Annotated in this window: 17 protein-coding genes; 15 read left to right on the top strand and 2 right to left on the bottom strand. The window is 66.2% G+C overall.

Annotation, left to right across the window (positions count from 1 at the left end; all coding sequences use genetic code 11):
- The 15 genes from EJ067_RS24905 (at position 1) to EJ067_RS24835 (ending at position 15,527) form a co-directional block, all read left to right on the top strand.
- A complete protein-coding gene (locus EJ067_RS24905; protein WP_126087846.1) occupies positions 1-621 on the top strand; it encodes a hypothetical protein in 621 nt (206 codons plus the stop codon).
- A complete protein-coding gene (locus tag EJ067_RS24900; protein WP_126087845.1) occupies positions 618-2,060 on the top strand; it encodes a MotB family protein in 1,443 nt (480 codons plus the stop codon). Before EJ067_RS24905 ends, EJ067_RS24900 begins: the two co-directional genes overlap by 4 nt.
- Positions 2,057-3,499: a chemotaxis protein MotC gene (locus EJ067_RS24895; RefSeq protein ID WP_126087844.1), complete on the top strand. Its 1,443-nt coding sequence runs from the start codon at positions 2,057-2,059 to the stop codon at positions 3,497-3,499. The genes EJ067_RS24900 and EJ067_RS24895 overlap by 4 nt, the downstream gene beginning before the upstream one ends.
- Positions 3,496-4,893, top strand: a complete 1,398-nt coding sequence (locus tag EJ067_RS24890) for a flagellar hook-length control protein FliK (protein WP_126087843.1) — start codon at positions 3,496-3,498, stop codon at positions 4,891-4,893. Before EJ067_RS24895 ends, EJ067_RS24890 begins: the two co-directional genes overlap by 4 nt.
- Positions 4,823-5,413 carry a transglycosylase SLT domain-containing protein gene (locus tag EJ067_RS24885; RefSeq protein ID WP_126087842.1) on the top strand — a complete coding sequence of 197 codons (591 nt, stop codon included), beginning with the start codon at positions 4,823-4,825 and terminating at the stop codon, positions 5,411-5,413. The genes EJ067_RS24890 and EJ067_RS24885 overlap by 71 nt, the downstream gene beginning before the upstream one ends.
- Positions 5,414-5,635: 222 nt before the next feature.
- Positions 5,636-6,304: a response regulator transcription factor gene (locus EJ067_RS24880; RefSeq protein ID WP_126087841.1), complete on the top strand. Its 669-nt coding sequence runs from the start codon at positions 5,636-5,638 to the stop codon at positions 6,302-6,304.
- 91 nt (positions 6,305-6,395) lie between these two features.
- The gene (locus EJ067_RS24875; RefSeq protein ID WP_126087840.1) at positions 6,396-7,652 is read left to right on the top strand and encodes a flagellar hook protein FlgE; all 1,257 of its coding nucleotides are present in this window, start codon (positions 6,396-6,398) and stop codon (positions 7,650-7,652) included.
- A gap of 32 nt (positions 7,653-7,684) precedes the next feature.
- Positions 7,685-9,139 (top strand): flagellar hook-associated protein FlgK, encoded by a 1,455-nt coding sequence (flgK, locus tag EJ067_RS24870; RefSeq protein ID WP_126087839.1) that lies wholly within the window; start codon positions 7,685-7,687, stop codon positions 9,137-9,139.
- A gap of 3 nt (positions 9,140-9,142) precedes the next feature.
- Positions 9,143-10,192: a flagellar hook-associated family protein gene (locus tag EJ067_RS24865; RefSeq protein ID WP_126087838.1), complete on the top strand. Its 1,050-nt coding sequence runs from the start codon at positions 9,143-9,145 to the stop codon at positions 10,190-10,192.
- A gap of 31 nt (positions 10,193-10,223) precedes the next feature.
- Positions 10,224-10,571: a flagellar biosynthesis regulator FlaF gene (gene flaF / locus EJ067_RS24860; RefSeq protein WP_126087837.1), complete on the top strand. Its 348-nt coding sequence runs from the start codon at positions 10,224-10,226 to the stop codon at positions 10,569-10,571.
- Positions 10,568-11,005, top strand: coding sequence for a flagellar biosynthesis repressor FlbT (flbT, locus tag EJ067_RS24855; protein ID WP_126087836.1), 438 nt, complete (start codon positions 10,568-10,570; stop codon positions 11,003-11,005). Before flaF ends, flbT begins: the two co-directional genes overlap by 4 nt.
- A 2-nt stretch (positions 11,006-11,007) precedes the next feature.
- The gene (gene flgD, locus EJ067_RS24850; RefSeq protein WP_126087835.1) at positions 11,008-11,415 is read left to right on the top strand and encodes a flagellar hook assembly protein FlgD; all 408 of its coding nucleotides are present in this window, start codon (positions 11,008-11,010) and stop codon (positions 11,413-11,415) included.
- Positions 11,416-11,438: 23 nt separating this feature from the next.
- On the top strand, positions 11,439-11,705 hold the full coding sequence (fliQ, locus tag EJ067_RS24845; protein WP_027165133.1) for a flagellar biosynthesis protein FliQ: 267 nt from the start codon (positions 11,439-11,441) through the stop codon (positions 11,703-11,705).
- A 153-nt stretch (positions 11,706-11,858) separates the two neighbouring features.
- Positions 11,859-13,724, top strand: coding sequence for an asparagine synthase (glutamine-hydrolyzing) (asnB, locus tag EJ067_RS24840; RefSeq protein WP_126087834.1), 1,866 nt, complete (start codon positions 11,859-11,861; stop codon positions 13,722-13,724).
- Positions 13,725-13,883: 159 nt separating this feature from the next.
- Positions 13,884-15,527: an MFS transporter gene (locus EJ067_RS24835; RefSeq protein ID WP_126087833.1), complete on the top strand. Its 1,644-nt coding sequence runs from the start codon at positions 13,884-13,886 to the stop codon at positions 15,525-15,527.
- 23 nt (positions 15,528-15,550) lie between these two features.
- On the opposite strand, the gene EJ067_RS24830 is transcribed toward EJ067_RS24835, so the two are convergent.
- Both EJ067_RS24830 and EJ067_RS24825 read right to left on the bottom strand, forming a co-directional pair.
- Positions 15,551-15,919, bottom strand: coding sequence for a cupin domain-containing protein (locus EJ067_RS24830; RefSeq protein WP_126087832.1), 369 nt, complete (start codon positions 15,917-15,919; stop codon positions 15,551-15,553).
- A 2-nt stretch (positions 15,920-15,921) separates the two neighbouring features.
- Positions 15,922-17,307, bottom strand: a complete 1,386-nt coding sequence (locus EJ067_RS24825) for an FAD-binding oxidoreductase (RefSeq protein WP_126087831.1) — start codon at positions 17,305-17,307, stop codon at positions 15,922-15,924.
- Positions 17,308-17,322: the final 15 nt, after the last annotated feature.

The following is a 17,322-nucleotide window of genomic DNA, read 5'->3' as shown; positions in this document are numbered from 1 at the left end:
ATGGCCTCGGGAGCCCTTTTCGATCTTCTGCCTGATTTCGGGTCACGCGCCCCGCGCGCCGGCCAGGCGCCGGCGGCGCCGGACATCGAGCGCAAGCCGGACCCGCCGCAGGCCGACATCGGCGCGCTGATCGCCGAGGCGGTGGCCGATGCGGAAGCCGCGCTCGAGGCGCGCCTCACGGCCGCCCACGTGGCGGCGCTCGAGGCCGAACGCCAGGCCAATGACGATGCGGCGAAAGCGTTCCTGGAAAGCTTCGGCGGCGATATCGGCGCAACGGTCAAGACGCGCATCGACGCCCTGGAGGCGCGCGTTGCCGAGCTCACCGGCGTCACGATTGCCCGCATCATCGGCGGCATCGTCAGCGACGATCTGCAGAAGCGTTCGCTCGACGCCCTTGCCCGCACCATCAACGCGGCGATTGCCGATAGCGAAGCCGTGCGCATCGGCGTGCGCGGGCCGCTGTCGCTGTTCGAGCCGCTGAAGGCAGCGCTTGACGACCGCGCGGCCAATCTCGATTTCACCGAGGCCCCTGGCTTCGACCTGACCGTGACCATCGATGAAACGGTGTTCGAGACGCGCATCGCCGAATGGTCGGCTTCCCTGTCGGAGGTCCTGTCATGAGCGCCATCGACCACGGCGAGGCCAGGCACGAGATCATCATCGTCAAGCGCAATCACGACGGCCATGACGACGGCCATCACGGCGGCGTCTGGAAGATCGCCTTTGCCGACTTCATGACCGCCATGATGTGCTTCTTTCTCGTCATGTGGCTGATCAACGCCGCCAACGAGCAGACCAAGGCGGCCGTCGCCAGCTACTTCAATCCGGTCGAGCTGATCGATCGCAATTCCAGCCGCAAGGGCCTGGAAGATCTTGGCGACGGCCCAAGCAAGGTTGGTCTCACCGCCGACAATCCGCAGGATGGCGCCAGCAAGGCCGGCGAGAACGGCAAGGGCGGCGCCGGCTCCTCCGACCGAAGGCAGACCAAGCAGGCCTCGCAGAAGTCGGACCTCTCCGACGAGCATCTGTTTGCCGATCCCTACGCCGTGCTGTCGGAGATCGCCACCGACACCGGCGTGATGCAGAATGTCAGCGCCAAGGGTGAAGGCGGCGCTCAGAATGCCGGTCCGGCGACCGGCGCCTCCGGCGGCGAATCCTATCGCGATCCATTCGCGCCGGATTTCTGGTCGCAGCAGGTGGCGACGCCCGGCGCCGAAGCCAGCGCCGAACGCAGGAAGATCGAAGGCGATCCGGCCAAGCCCGGCGAGAAGGTCGCCGAAACCGAAGTGCAGAAGGTCAAGGCCGTTCCGCCGGCGCCGCCGCAGTTGGATGCGCCGCTCGAGCCGCTGGCGACACCGGAGAAACCCGGCGCCAAGGCCGGATCGGTCGACACGAAAATCGGAAAAGCCGAAAACAAGGAGACCAAGGGCGAGAAAGCCCAGGCTGAAAAGGCTGGAGCCGAGGCCGCCGCGACCGACACCGCGAAGCCGGAAACCGCGGGAGCCCAAGCGGCAAAGGCCCTGACGACAAAAGCCCAGACGGCAAATGCGGAGCCGGAGCAAGCTTCCGACAAGGGAGAAAAAGCCCCGAGCAGCGCCGCCCTGAAAGCCGCCGCCGAAATCAAGCAGGAACTGGCCAAGGCCTTCGCACCGGGTGAGAAGCTGGCCGACGGCGTCTCCGTCGAGGCCACCGACAAGGGCGTCGTCATCTCGATCACCGATCAGCTCGACTTCGGCATGTTCGAGATCGGCTCGGCCGTGCCGCGTCGCGAGCTGGTGCTGGCGATGGAGAAGATCGGCCGCATCATCAACGAGAAGAAGGGCGCTATCACCATCGGCGGCCATACCGACGCGCGGCCGTTCCGCAGCGACACTTACGACAACTGGCGGCTGTCCACCGCTCGCGCCCACTCCGCCTATTACATGCTGGTGCGCGGCGGCGTCGACGAAAGCCGCATCACCGAGGTCGCCGGCTTCGCCGACCGCCAGCCCAAGATCCCGTCCGATCCGCTGGCCGCTGCGAACCGCCGCATCGAAATCCTGATGGCGACCGGCGGATGAGGGGCCGGACCGCCATCGGGCGCGCAGTCGGGCTGTTGCTGCTCGCCGCAGGATCGCCGGACGCGGCTTTCGCTCAGGACGGCTTGCAGCCCTACCAGTTGGTGCGTTCGCTGCAGCTGATCCAGGACCGCATCGCCGGCGGCGATCATGCGGCACTGCCGATGCAGGCCAAGCTCCTCGAAATGACCGACGCCAGGCTTCGTGCAGCCGATGCCGAGGATTTCAAAGACCCGAAGAATTTTCGCGCTCTGCTCGTCTACGGCATGAGCGGCGGCAACCCTGTCACCGTCGCGGCGGCGGCATCGCGCGCGACGACCGACCCGCAGAGCCTGGCAATAGCCAAGGGGGTCGTCGCCTACCTGAACGGCAGGCCGGCCGCCGCAATTGAAATCCTGAAGCCGATCGACCCGATGAGCGTGTCCGCCGACCTCGGCGCCTTCCTGGCGCTGGTCAAGGGCTCGCTGCTCGCGACCGATGAGCCCGCAACGGCGCTGACCTTGCTGGACGAGGCCCGCCTGCTCAGCCCCGGCACGTTGGTCGAAGAGGCAGCGCTTCGCCGTTCCGTCGGCCTCGCGGTGACGCAAGGCGACGCCGCGCGCTTCGCGCACGCCTCGACGCAATATGTCGCGGGTTACCTCTATTCGCCCTATGCCAGCCAGTTCGCCGACTCCTTCGTCTCCGGCGTGATCGCGCTGCACATGTCGATCAGCCAGGACAAGCTCGCCGACATCACCTCGATGATGGACCCGGAGCGCGAGAAGGTCATCTATCTGCGCATCGCCCGCCGCGCCGCGATCGACGGGCTGGCGGACCTTTCCGCCTTCGCCTCGGCGCGGGCCGAGCAGGGCCGCAACGGCAAAGGCAATCAGGACGACCCGCGCGCCGTGCTCTATTCGAGCCTCTCCACGGTGACGTCGGCCACGATCGACGATGTGCGGACCAGGCTCGGCAAGATCGATCGCGGCAAGCTTTCGGAGAGCGACCGCGCCTTGCTCGATGCGGCGCAAGCCGTTGCCGGCGAGGTTGTCGCTCCCGTGCCGGCGACCGCCAAGGACGAGAGCCAGGCCGCAGATCCCGCGAAGGGCGATACGGCGAAACCGCTGGCTGGAGCCGAGCCTGTCAGCCAGGCCGACTCCGAAGCCCTGCCGCCGGTGGAGGGCGCTGCGTCCGAGCAGCCGGCTGTCGCGGCCGCGGCCAAGCCGGCGGCGGACGTCCAGGCAGCGGCTCCTGCGTCGCCGAGCCCGCCGGCGACGGCACAGGCCACCGCCGAAGCGCCTGCTTCCGCTCCGGCGCAGCCCGAAACGCCGCCAGTGCTGCCTGCGTCGGCGCCGGCCGCCGCAGCAAGCCTTGATCCACACGATCCCACCGACGCAGCGATGATGAACGCGCGCCGCCAGCTCGACCAGATCGACCAATTGCTCGGAGCCGCTCCCAAATGACCAGCGCCCAAATGAACAGCGCCCAAATGAACAGCGTCAGTCAGGCCATGCCGGGACTCGGCTCCACTCACACCCAGTCGCGTCAGCACGCTGCCGACGGGAAGGGAAAAGGCTCGAATTTCGGCGAGATGGTAGATGGCGCCGAAAGGTCGGCCCGCCAGGGTAAGCAGCCTGTCGAGCCTGCGTCTTCCGATGCGAATCCGGCGCGGCGCACGCTCGCCGCTTCGCCCGAAGTGCACGCCGACCAGCAGAACAAGACCGCGACGCAAAAGCTGGCAGCCGGAAAAGCCGCCAGGCACAACGCCGACACCGGCCACGTGAAGGCAACCGACGATGCCGACACGCCGGCGCAATCGTCCGATGCCGCCGCGCTCCAGGACGGCCTGCCCCTGCTGATGGCGCTGGGCGACATCCGCCATTTCGCAACGGCGGCAAATGGCGGTCGCGACGGATCCGCCGAGGGAGAGGCGGGCACCCAGCCCTCCATCGGCCAGTCCGCCGCTTCACAACTGACGATCCGTCAGGGCAAGCGCGCATTGGCTGACGCTTCCGAAGGCGGCGAGCCGTTGCCGCGGTCCAGCCGCGCTACGATGGCGACGGAGAAGCCCGGGCCCGATTTCGGACAGAAGCCCGCCGTCGCCGGTCCGGACGGGGACACCTTGGTCCGCAAGGACGACGTCCTGCCCGCAACACCCGGCATCGAGACCGACGCCGCAGCGCCGCAAAGCTGGCGTCCGGCGGCCGCCCAGAAAACCGCGCAGACGGCGCAATCGATCGCATCGATCAATCAGGCCAAACCGTCCTCCGGGCGCATGGACGTGGTCAGCCAGCAGAGCTTCCCGGCGCCGGCGCAAAATCCCATCGGCCAGACGGCATCGGCGCTGGTCGAGGCGATCGCCTCGGACAGTGGCGTTCAGCAAGCCTTCGCGAGCGCGTCGATCGCCTCGCAAACCGCCAATTCTGTTGCCGTTCCGACACATGTCCTGAAGATCGAGCTCCACCCGGCGGAGCTCGGCATGGTTGTCGCTAGCCTGCGTCTTTCCGGAGAGCAACTTTCGATTGAGATGAAGCCGGAAACGCATGAGGCATACCGCCGTCTGAGCGCCGACAGCGACGCCATCGTCAAGTCGCTCCGCGGTCTCGGCTTCGACGTCGATCATGTCACCATTATGCAACCGTCGATAGCGGCTCACTCAGCCGGCCGCGCCGATGCGAACAGCGCGATGCCGATGTCGACGGGCCGCGACCAGCCTTCGTTCCAGCCGGGGAATTCGGGCGGCAACGGCGCCGGCGGCGACCGGCAACCGGGAAGGAGCGACGGCAATGGCGCACAGGAATTCGGCCGCGCTGCTCCGCCTCTTCGCGAGCGCGCTGGCGACGATATCTATATCTAGCCTGGCTGCGGCAGGCGCCGCGAGCGCCTCCAACCCCTGCGAGCCGGAGATCCTGCGCGCCGCCGATCGCTATGGCGTGCCGACGGGAATCCTTTATGCAGTCGGGCTGACCGAGACGGGAAAGAAAGGCAGCCTTCAGCCCAACGCTTTGAATATAGAAGGAAAAGCCGTTTTCCCGCGCAGCCGCGGGGAAGCGCTGGCGACGTTTGAGAACGCCCGCCACGAGGGCAAGACGCTGATCGATCTCGGCTGCATGCAGATCAATCATCGCTATCACGGCGCGCGGTTCCGCAGCGTCGAGGACATGCTCGACCCACACCAGAACGTCGACTATGCGGCGCGCTTCCTGGCGAGTCTCCATGCCCGCCATATGACCTGGTCGATGGCCGTCGCCCGCTATCATGCCGGCCCCGACAACGACCCGGCGCAGAAGGTCTATGTCTGCCGCGTCATTGCCAACATGGTCGCCACCGGCTTCGGCAAGTGGACGCCGAACGCCAGCGCTTTCTGCAACCAATAGCTGTCTTTGCAACAGCCCCGTGGGCCGGCGACCGCCGAGGGTCGGCGGCTCCAGTATCGTCCTCGATCCGCTGCCGCCAATACACCTTCGCAACCGGCTTTATTACGGCTCCCAAAAAAACTCCCAAGAAAATAGCTACAAGAAATGACGGTTTTTCAGGATTCACCGCACCGGGTACCGCTTTCCGCACGGGGCAAATGAGATGATTCGGAGGGCGGGCCGATGATCGTGATCGTTGATGAGCGAGAGCTCGTAACTGAGGGCTATGGCTCACTTTTCGATCGCGAGGGAGTCGCCACCGCGGGCTTCGCGCCGGGCGAGTTCGGCGAGTGGGTGAGCTCCGCCGCCGACACCGACCTCAGATCGGTCAGGGCCTTCCTCATCGGCGACTGCCGCGAGGGCGCCATCTCGCCGCGCCAGATCCGCGATCGCACCGGCGCGCCGGTGATCGCGCTCAGCGAACAGCACTCGCTGGAACACACGCTGCGGCTTTTCGAAAGCGGCGTCGACGACGTCGTCCGCAAGCCCGTGCACATCCGCGAGATTCTCGCCCGCATCACCGCCATCCGCCGCCGCGCCCACGAAGAGGCCGCCTATACCGAAGTCGGCTCGATGCGCATCTTCATGGACGGTCGCGATCCGGAGATAAACGGCGAGCCGCTGCCGCTGCCGCGCCGCGAGCGGCGCATCCTGGAATATCTGGCCAGCAATCGCGGCCGGCGCGTGACCAAGACGCAGGTGTTCAACGCCATCTACGGCATCTTCGACGAAGAGGTCGAGGAGAACGTGGTGGAGAGCCACATCTCGAAGCTGCGCAAGAAACTGCGCGAGAAGCTCGGTCACGATCCAATCGATTCCAAGAGGTTCCTCGGCTACCGGCTGGTGTTCTGATGGCTCCTGCCGGCAAAGCCCGCGCCAGCCTCGCGCAAGACACGAGGCTTAGTTTTGTGGCCTCTCAGAAGGGCACCGAGGAGATGTATCGATGAGCCTCTACGGAATGATGCGGACCGGCGTCTCCGGTATGAACGCGCAGGCCAACCGCTTGTCCACGGTGGCCGACAACATCGCGAATTCCGACACCACCGGCTACAAGCGTTCCTCCGCCGAATTCTCGACGCTCATCATGCCGACCACCGGCGGCGCCTATAATTCGGGCGGCGTCACGACGACGATCCGCTCGGCCATCAGCTCGCAAGGCGTCCTGCAATACACCACGTCGGTGTCGGACCTCGCCGTCAACGGCGACGGCTTCTTCGTCGTGCAGGACCCGAGCGGCACGCCCTATCTCACCCGCGCCGGCGCCTTCGTTCCGGACGCGCAGGGGCGCCTGGTCAATGCCGCCGGCTATCAGCTCATGGCCTACAGCTACGCCAACGGCGATCCGGCCGCCACCGCCAACGGCTTCGAAGGCCTGGTGCCGGTGCAGATCTCCGACCAGGAGATGACGGCGACGCCGAGCACCGAGGGCAATTTCACCGGCAACCTGCCGGCGGGCGCAACCCCGGTCGCAGCCGGCAGCCTGCCTTCCACGAACAGCGCGACCGCCGAATACACCTCGAAGTCCTCGCTGGTCGCCTATGACAATCTCGGCAACAAGGTGCTGCTCGACGTCTATTTCACCAACACCGGCTCCGGCACGTGGCAGGTCTCGGTCTTCGACCAGTCGAAAGCGACCCCCGGCACCTCCTTCCCCTATACGGGCGGCGCGCTGGGCACGGCCAATCTCACCTTCGACACCACCACCGGCAAGCTCACCGGCGCGACCACAGGCATCTCTTTCACGGTGCCGAACGGCTCGACCCTCAACCTCGATCTCTCCAAGCTGACGCAGCTCGGAACCGGCTTCACGGTCTCCGACGCCAAGGTCAACGGCAACGCGCCGAGCACGATCGAAAAGATCCAGATCAGCCAGGACGGCGTCATCTACGCCCAGTACGAGGACGGCTCCACCAAGCCGCTCTACAAGATCCCGCTGGCCGATGTTCAGAGCCCCGACAACCTCAGCGCCATGCCGGGCAACGTCTACGTGCAGAGCGCGGACTCCGGCGCCGTTCGCATCGGCTTTGCCAACGAAGGAAAGCTTGGCTCGGTCGTCTCGGGCGCGCTCGAAAATTCCAACGTCGATATCGCCGAGGAACTGACCAACATGATTGCGGCGCAGCGCAGCTACACCGCCAATTCGAAAGTCTTCCAGACCGGTTCCGACCTGATGGATGTCCTGGTCAACCTGAAGAGATAACCCCATCGGGCGCCAGCCCGTGAAAGACCCGCATGTCGCTTTCCACCGCATTAAGCATCGCCCAGTCGGCGCTCCTGGCCACATCCAAGCAAACCAGCGTGGTGTCGCGCAATGTGGCCGACGCGTCCAGCCCGGACTATGCCCGCCGCATCGCCGTCGTCACCAGCACGGCGCCCGGCGCGCGATCGGTGGAGATCCAGCGCGCCGCCAATGAGCTTCTGTTCCGGCAGAACCTTTCCGCGCTGTCGGCATGGAGCGGCCAGAGCGCGCTTTACAGCGGCATGGATCAGCTCGACCTCTCGGTCAACGGGGTCGACAACGCGTCGTCTCCGTCGACCGCGATCGCCAATCTGCAGCAGGCGCTGCAGCTCTACGCCACCACGCCGTCGAACCAGAATCTCGGCGCCAGCGTCATCGACGCGGCCAAGCAGGTGGTGAGCTCGCTGAACGACGGCACCAGGGCGATCCAGGATTTCCGCACCCAGACCGACGGCCAGATCGCCACCGCGGTCGACGACCTCAACTCGCTGCTCAGCCAGTTCCAGGACGCCAACAAGGCCGTCATCGCCGGCACGCGCTCCGGCACCGATGTGTCCGACGCGCTCGACCAACGCGACGCGCTTCTGAAGAAGATCGCCGAATATGTCCCGGTCTCGACCTTCACGCGCGGCGACAACGACATGGTCATCACCACCAAGGACGGCACGACGCTGTTCGAGACGGTGCCGCGCTCGGTGACCTTCAAGCCCTCGGCCGGCTACACCGCCGGCACGCCCGGCAACACGATCTACATCGACAATTTGCCGCTTTCGGCAGGCATCGGCGGCAACACCAGCGCCGACGGCAAGCTTGCCGGCATGCTGAAGCTGCGCGACGACGTCGCCGCGACCATGCAGAGCCAGCTCGACGAGATCGCCCGCGGCCTGGTCACGGCATTCGCCGAGACCGCGCCTTCGCAGCCCGACAGGGCGGGCTTGTTCACCTGGTCCGGCGCGCCGGCTATTCCGGCTGCCGGCACCCTGGTCAACGGCCTCGCCGGCTCGATCAGCGTCAACGCCGCATTCGATCCGGGCGCCGGCGGCAGCCCGGCGCTGCTCCGTGATGGCGGCGCCAACGGCGCGGCCTATATCTCCAACACCAGCGGCGGGGCTTCCTACTCGGACCTGCTGATCGCCTACGGCAACAGGCTGGATCAGCCGATGGCCTTCGATACGTCCGCCGGCCTCGCGGTCAACTCCGGCGTCGCGGACTACGCGGCCAACGCCATCGGCTGGTTCGAGGGCGTGCGCCAGCAGGCATCGACCAACGCCGACACCAAGGAGGCGCTGGCCACGCGCACCGCCGAGGCGCTGTCGAACGAGACCGGCGTCAATGTCGACCAGGAAATGTCTCTGCTGCTCGACCTCGAGCACACCTATCAGGCGTCCGCGCGCATGATGAAGACCGTCGACGACATGCTGGACGCCTTGTTGAGCGCGGTGGGATAAGCCATGAAAGCGACAGCCGTCTCCTCAGCCGCCATCTCCAACGCGCTCCGCTACCAGCAGATGCGCATGCAGGCCGACCTCGTCAAGGCGACGAAGGAATCCCAGACCGGCAAGGTGGCGGATGTCGGCCTGGCGCTAGGCGGCCGCACGACGCAGGCCGTCACCTTCCAGCGCGATCTCGACCGTCTGAACGGTATCGTCGATTCGAACTCGCTGGTCGCCGCGCGCCTGACATCGACGCAGGATTCACTGGGCCAGCTCTCCGATGTCGCGCAGGATCTCCTGACGGCGCTGACCAGCGCCGTGTCGGGCGACTCCTCGACCAGCATCACCCAAACCGCCGGCGCCACGGCGCTGCAGCAGATGACGGGTATCCTGAACACCAGCGTCAACGGCGAATATCTGTTTGCCGGCACCAACACCGACGTCAAGCCGATCGACGATTTCAGCGCTGCCGGCTCCCCCGCCAAGGCGGCGTTCGACGCCGCCTTCACCAGCTATTTCGGCTTCACCCAGAGCGACCCGGCGGCCGCCAACATCACCGCCGCCCAGATGGACGGCTTCATCACCGCCGCGGTCGAGCCGCAATTCCTGGGCTCCGGCTGGCAGACCAACTGGTCGAGCGCCACCGACGAGCAGATCACCAGCCGTATTTCACTGAGCGAGACCACGCAGACCTCTGTCAGCGCCAACGAGCAGGGCATCCGCAAGCTCGCCATGGCGGCCGCCATGGTCAGCACCCTCTTCGCCGGCAACATCAGCCAGCAGGGGCAGAACACGATCGTCAGCCGCGCGCAAAAGCTGGTCGGCGAGGCCATCGGCGGCATCGTCCAGGTGCAATCCGAGGCCGGCCTCGCCCAGAAGCGCGTGTCCGACGCCAGCGATCGCATGAAGACCCAGGTCGATCTGTTCGAGAAGCATATCATCGACCTCGAGGGCGTCGACCCCTCGGAGGCCGCCACCCGCGTCGCCGACCTGACGCAGCATATCGAAACGTCCTTCGCCTTGACCGCGCGACTGCAGCAGCTCAGCCTGCTGAACTATCTCACCTGAACACTCTCACCGGAACGCCAGAGCTCCGACGATGTATCAATTCTCCTACGCCGACATCCAGACCGACTCCGTTGCCGACGCCAAGGATCGGGAGCGGCAGTTGCTGACCCGCTCGATCGACATGTTGTCCGCGGCAGCCGCCGTCGGGCCGGAGTCGATGGAGGCGGTCGAGGCGCTGCACTTCACCAGCCGCATCTGGACCACCTTCGTCGAGGATCTCGGCTCCAGCGACAATGCGCTGCCCAAGGAGCTGCGCGCCAATCTAATCTCGATCGGCCTGTGGCTGCTGCGCGAAACGGAGGACATCCGGCAGGGCCGCACCAACAATTTCGAAGGATTGATCGAGGTCTCCCAGATCATCCGAGATGGCATCCAATGACCAACACGCTGAAGATCTCGCTGAAGCCTAACGAGAAGATCTATATCAACGGCGCCGTCATTCGCGTCGACCGCAAGGTCACGATCGAGCTGATGAACGACGTCCAGTTCCTGCTCGAGAGCCACGTCATCCAGGCCGAGCAGGCCTCGACGCCGCTCAGGCAGCTCTACTTCATCGTGCAGATCATGCTGGTGAACCCGTCGGGCGCCTCCGAGGCGCGCGACATGTTCCGCCGCTCGCTGCCGATGCTGATTGCCAGCTTCGACAACCAGGAGATCTGCAGCGCGCTGAAGCAGATCGACCGCATGGTCGGCGAGGATCACATCTACGAGGCGCTGAAGGCGATCCGCGCGCTCTACCCGCTCGAGCGCCAGGCGCTGGGCGGCAATGACGACATTCCGGAAGCGCCGCCCGCGCTGGCTATGGGAGCATAAAGATGACCGTGGACATGACAACGACGATCCCGGTTGGCGCCAACCAGACCAGCCAGCAGACCTCGAAGACGGCGGTCGACTACCAGTCGTTCCTGAAACTTCTGATCGCCGAGATGAAGAACCAGGACCCGACCAAGCCGATGGATTCGACGCAATATGTCGCGCAGCTCGCGACCTTCTCGCAGGTCGAGCAGTCGGTCCAGACCAACACCAAGCTCGACCAGATCATGCAGTCCTCGGCGCTGTCGCAGGCCGATGCGCTGATCGGCCGTTCGATCACCTCGGCCGACGGCAAGACCACGGGGATCGTGGCTTCCGTGAAGCTCGCCAGCAGCGGCCTCATTGCAGTGCTCAAGGACGGCACCGAGGTCCCCGTCGGCGCGGGCGTCTCGATCAAGCCGGCCGCCTAGCCGGGTTCGCAAGCGATCCGCCCATGAACGAGGCCGACGCCCTCGATATCGTCCAATACGCGGTCTGGACGGTGCTCACCGCCTCCGCGCCGGTCGTGCTGGTGGCGATGGCCGTCGGCATCGGCATCGCGCTCATCCAGGCGCTGACCCAGATCCAGGAAATCACGCTCACCTTCGTGCCCAAGATCGTCGCCATCATGCTGGTGGTGGCGCTGACCGGCCCGTTCATCGGCAGCCAGATCTCGGCCTTCACCAACGTCATCTTCGAGCGCATCGAGCACGGCTTCTGACGAGCGGCTGCCGCAAGTCTTGAGGCCCTAGGGCACAGACCGGAACATCGCTTGCGGCCGGCCCTGTTGCGGCTAGATTGTTGGCCGCGCCGGCACCTGCCGGCATCTTGGATTTCGGTAAGCGATGGATCAGGCAGAAGCGGCCGGCGGGCCATGTGCGGGATAGCCGGCGTCTGGCGAAAGCGCGATCCGATCGGCGCCGGCGACCTCTCCGACGTCGCCCGCATGATGCAGGCGCTGGCGCATCGCGGCCCCGACGATCGCGACAGCTGGAACAACGCCAGGCTGGCGCTCGGTCACCGCCGCCTTGCCATCATCGACCCCTCGCCCGCCGCGCGAGAGCCGATGCTGACAACCGATGGCGACGGCACCCTTTGCTATAGTGGCGAGGTCTACAATTACCGCTCGCTGCGCAAGTCGCTGGAAGCCGAGGGTCTTCGGTTTCGCACCGTCTCCGACACCGAGGTGGTGCTCCAGGCCCTGCATCATTGGGGCGTCGAGAAGGCCGTGCCGCTGTTCGACGGCATGTTCGCCTTCGCCTATTTCGATCAGCGCGACGGCGCGTTGTGGCTAGCCCGCGACAGGCTCGGCATCAAGCCGATGTCGGTGGCCGACGCCGCGGATCGGCTTCTGTTCGCCTCCGAGGACAAGGCGATCCTCGCCTGCCACGATTTTGCACGCAGGGTCGACGCTCGTGAGATCACCTTGCGGCTTGCCTGGCAGAGCCGCGATTCCAGCTACAGCGTCTTCGAAGGCATCGAGCGCTTGCCGCCCGCCGGCCTTTGGAAGATCAGCGATGGCGGCATCGAGAAGCAGCGTTTCTGGCATGTGCTCGACGCCCTGGAGACATCGCGCATCGTCGACGACAGGGTCTCCGACGCCGGGCACATGGCGAGCCTCGAGGCGCTGCTAGAACAAAGCGTCGAGCTGCATTGCATCGCCGACGCCAGCCTCGCCACAGCCTGCAGCGGCGGCGTCGATTCCGGCCTGATCACGGCGCTCGCCAAGCGCTATCGGCCTGAGATGCACGGTTATGTCGTCGACCCAAAGCTCGGCCGCAGCGAGGCGGAAGACGCCGAGCGGACCGGTCGCCATATCGACGTCAGCCTTCGCCGTGTGCCCGTCGACAGGGACCGGTTCTTCGAGCTCTGGCCGCGCGCCATATGGCATCTCGAAAGCGACGGCTGGCATGCCAGCGTGGCCGGCCTGCTGGCGCTCGCGGAGCAATGCCGCGCCGACGGGGTCAAGGTGCTGCTCACCGGCGAGGGTTCGGACGAACTCTTCGGCGGCTACAAATGGCAGGCGTCGACCATCAGGCTTTGGCGGCAATCGTGGCTGCGAAGCCTGTTCCGCTCCAAGGCCGCCCAGGACCGGAAATACGCCCGGCTTCGCCGGTCTCCGTTCCGCAATTCGGTCGGCCGCGGCTCGCCCTGGGACCGCAACATCGTGCTGAGGGCCTTGTCGCCCGAGCTGAATTTTCTGCAGACCAAGCTGTTCGACCGGCTCGACGGCGTCAGCCCGGACGGCGACCGTGCCTTCCTGGCAAGCTGCTTCTACGATCTTTATTCGCACCTGCAGGATTTGCTGCATCGGCACGATCGCCTCAGCATGGCCGCCTCCGTCGAGCTGCGCGTTCCTTTCCTGGAGAACAGGCTGATCGATTTCGCCATGCATCTGCCGAGGCGGTACAAATACCGCAACAGGACCGGCAAATGGCTGCTGAAGAAGGTCGCCGAACGCCATCTGCCGCGCGAAAACATTCATGCGGCAAAGAGCGGCTTCGAGATGTCCAGCGCCTTTTCGGCCGGCACGCAGGGGCTGCTGCGCGGCGGCTTCTTGCGCGATGCCATGAAATGGTCCGCGTCCGAGCTGGATGACCTGATCGACATGGCCAGAGCCGAGGAACCGTCGAGATTGCGCCTTGTCGGCATGGAGATGCTGTTGAGGCTCTATCTGGGTGGCGAGACGACAGGGAACCTCGCCGAGTCGCTGCACGCCAAGATCAGAGGCGCGAAGTAACGAAGATTTGGTCCACACCGGCAAGATGCTTGGCCTAAAGCTTCGCCGACGCATTTTCGCCTTTGCCTTCCTGTTGTTGGACCGCGATCCTTTGAGGGTGCGCCGGCGCGACCCTGGCGCGGGGCGAACGCAAGACTGAATGAAGGCGGGACAGCGACCATGATCGACGACGAGCCGGAAAGCGAGCGGGTCTCGGCGCTGGCGCCGTTCCGGCACGGCATCTTCCGCGCCGTCTGGTCGGCCAGCCTTGTGTCGAATTTCGGCGGCCTGATTCAGGGCGTCGGCGCCGCCTGGATGATGACGACGATCGCCACCTCGTCCTACCAGGTGGCGCTGGTCCAGGCCTCGACCACCTTGCCGATCATGCTGTTCGCGCTCATTGCCGGCGCCATCGCCGACAGCTTCAACCGCCGCAAGGTCATGCTGGTGGCGCAGACCTTCATGCTGGTCGTCTCGGCGCTGCTCACCGTGTTCACCTGGTTCGGCTGGATGACGCCGTGGACGCTGCTGGCCTTCACCTTCCTGATCGACAGCGGCACGGCGCTGAACAGCCCGTCATGGCAGGCCTCGGTCGGTGACATGGTGCCGCGCGCCAAGGTGCCGGCGGCGATCGCGCTGAACTCGATGGGCTTCAACATCACACGCAGCGTCGGCCCGGCGATCGGCGGCGTGATCGTTGCCGCCGCGGGCGCGGCGGCGGCCTTCGCCGCCAACGCCGTCAGCTATATCGGCCTGATCGTCGTGCTCGCCCGCTGGAGGCCGGATGTGCCGGTGCAGACCCTGCCGCGCGAGTCGCTGGGCGCGGCGATGGGCGCCGGTTTGCGCTACGTCGCCATGTCGCCGAACATCGGCAAGGTGCTGGCGAGAGGCTCGGCTTTCGGCTTCAGCGCCGGCGCGGTGCTGGCGCTGCTGCCGCTGGTGGCGCGCGACGTCGTCAAGGGCGACGCGCTAACCTACGGCATCATGCTCGGCGCCTTCGGCATCGGCGCGGTCGGCGGCGCGCTGATCAGCGTGCGGCTGAGGCAATTGCTCTCCAGCGAAACTATGGTTCGCGCCGCTTTCGCGGGCTTTGCGTTTTGCGCCTTCAATGCCGCCGTCAGCCACAGTGCCTGGCAGACATCGGCGGGCCTGCTCATCGGCGGCGCCTGCTGGGTCATCGCGCTCTCCCACTTCAACGTCACTGTGCAAATGTCGACGCCGCGCTGGGTGGTCGGCCGCGTGCTCTCGATCTACCAGACGGCGACCTTCGGCGGCATTGCGCTGGGCAGCTGGATCTGGGGCGTCGTCGCCGACGCCCATGGCGCGGAGACGGCGTTGACGGCAGCCGCCGTCGCCATGTTGGCGGGCGGCGCCATCGGCTTCTTCCTGCCGCTGCCGCAGCAGACGACGCTCAACCTCGATCCGCTCAACCGGTTCAAGGAGCCGATGCTGGCGCTTGACCTTAAGCCGCGCAGCGGCCCGATCGCCATCATGATCGAATACGTCATCCGCGAGGAGGACGAGGCGGAATTCCTTGCCACGATGGCCGAACGCGGCCGCATCCGCCGCCGCGACGGCGCCCGCAACTGGACGCTTGCCCGCGATCTCGAAAATCCCGGCATCTGGATCGAGCACTACCACACGCCGACCTGGGTCGAGTACATCCGCCACAACAGGCGCGCCACCCATGCCGACGCCGTGGTCGGCGAACGCATCCGGGCGCTGCACAGCGGCGAGAATCCGCCGCGCGTGCGCCGCATGATCGAGCGCCCGACAACCGCCGGAACGACGCTTGTCTCACCCAAAGGGCCGATCGATCACTGACCCGGGGTCTTTGGCTCGGAAGATCAGCCGGCGCTCTGGATCATATAAAGCTTGCGCGTTGTCTCGCGGATCAGCCATTCGCCCTTCCATCCCCGAGGCAGGACGAGAAGGTCGCCCGGGCCGAGCTCGCGCATCTCGCCGTCGGCGCGGCTCACTTCGGCGCGGCCGGAAATGATGTGACAGATTTCCGACGAGCCTGATCGGTCGGCGGTGAAGCGGCCGGGCGTGCATTCCCAGATGCCGATATCGATCGTGCCGTCCGGCGACTGGAACAGCGAGCGCGCCGCCTCGACCTGGTCTCCTTCGATGGAAGTCGGCTTGGGCGAGAACGCGCCGATTTCGGCCCTGGCGAGGTCGTGGAAAGTCGAAAGGTCGATCAAGTCGGGCTCCATAGTCAGTGGCCGGTAATGCTATCCGCCAGAGCGGCAAGCTTCGAGGTGTGCGCGAGCCCCGCCGCCTCGCGCTGGTCGGCGATGCGGTAGAGCTGGTACATCGAGTGCACGCCGAGCCAGCGGAAGGGTTCCGGCTCCCATGGCCGGACCTTGCGGTTGACCCAGGGCAGTCGCGTAAGATCCGTCTCGTTGCCGAGGATCAGGTCGGCAAGCGTGCGGCCCGAAAGGTTGGAGCTCGAGACGCCGAGCCCGACATAGCCGCCGGCCCAGCCGATGCGGGTCCTGGGGTCAAGGCCGACCGTCGTGCACCAGTCGCGCGGCACGCCGAGCACGCCGCACCAGGCGTGGTCGATGCGGCATCCCGCCGTCTGCGGCAAAAGCGTCGTCAGGATCGTATGCAGCTGGTCGATCGTCGCCTGCTGCGTCCGGCCGTTGACGTCGGTGCGCGAGCCGTAGCGATAGGGCACGCCGCGCCCGCCCATGGTGATGCGCCCCTCGCGCGTACGCTGCGCATAGCAATAGGCATGCGCCGCGTTGCCGAGCAGCTCGTGTCCCTCCCAGCCGATCTCGCGCCAGAGTTTTTCGGACAGCGGTTCGGTGACGATCTGGGCGCTGTTGAGCGCCAGCCATGTCCGCTCTTCACCGGGAATGCCGGCGGTAAACCCTTCGGTGGCGCGGATGATGATTTCGGCCCGCACCGTGCCACGGTCGGTGGTCACGACGCCCTTGGCAATGGAAGTCACCGTGGTCTTCTCGTAGATTGGCACGCCGAGCCGCTCGACCGCGGCGGCCAGTCCGCGCACCAGCTTGGCAGGCTGCACCCGCGCCTGGCCATGAACGACGAAGCTGCCCATGACATCCTTGATGTTGATGCGGGCGCGCGTCGCGGCTGCGTCCAGCAGTTCCACGCGGCCGCGTTCGGCATCCCAGGAGCGGATCGTCTCGCATTCCTCACGCACGCGCTCGAGCTGCGCCGGATTGGTGGCGACCGTCAGATTGTCGACGCGGCGGATATCGGCGTCGATGCCTTCCGCCGTCGCCACCCGGATCACCTCGTCCACGCAGCCCGCCATCGCCTTCTGCATGGCGGTCACGCCCTGCCGGGTCGAGGTCTTGAGATACTTCTCGCGCGACCAGCCGAAGCCGCCCGACAGCCAGCCGCCATTGCGGCCCGAGGCGCCGAAGCCGGCGAACTCGCGTTCGATGAGCGCGACGCGAAGCGAAGGCTTCGCCTTCCTCAGGTAATAGGCGGTCCAGAGCCCCGTGTAGCCGGCGCCAACGATCGCGACATCCACTTCGATGTCGCCGGGCAGGGGTGGGCGCGGCGCCGGAACCGCCCCCAGATCCGCATACCAGAACGAGATGTCGCCGTTGCGCTTGACTTGCATGGGATGGTTTCCGGG

The sequence above is a fragment of the Mesorhizobium sp. M1D.F.Ca.ET.043.01.1.1 genome (assembly GCF_003952385.1).
In the GTDB taxonomy this organism is placed as follows: Bacteria; Pseudomonadota; Alphaproteobacteria; order Rhizobiales; family Rhizobiaceae; genus Mesorhizobium.
This window is presented reverse-complemented; position numbering and strand designations above follow the sequence as displayed.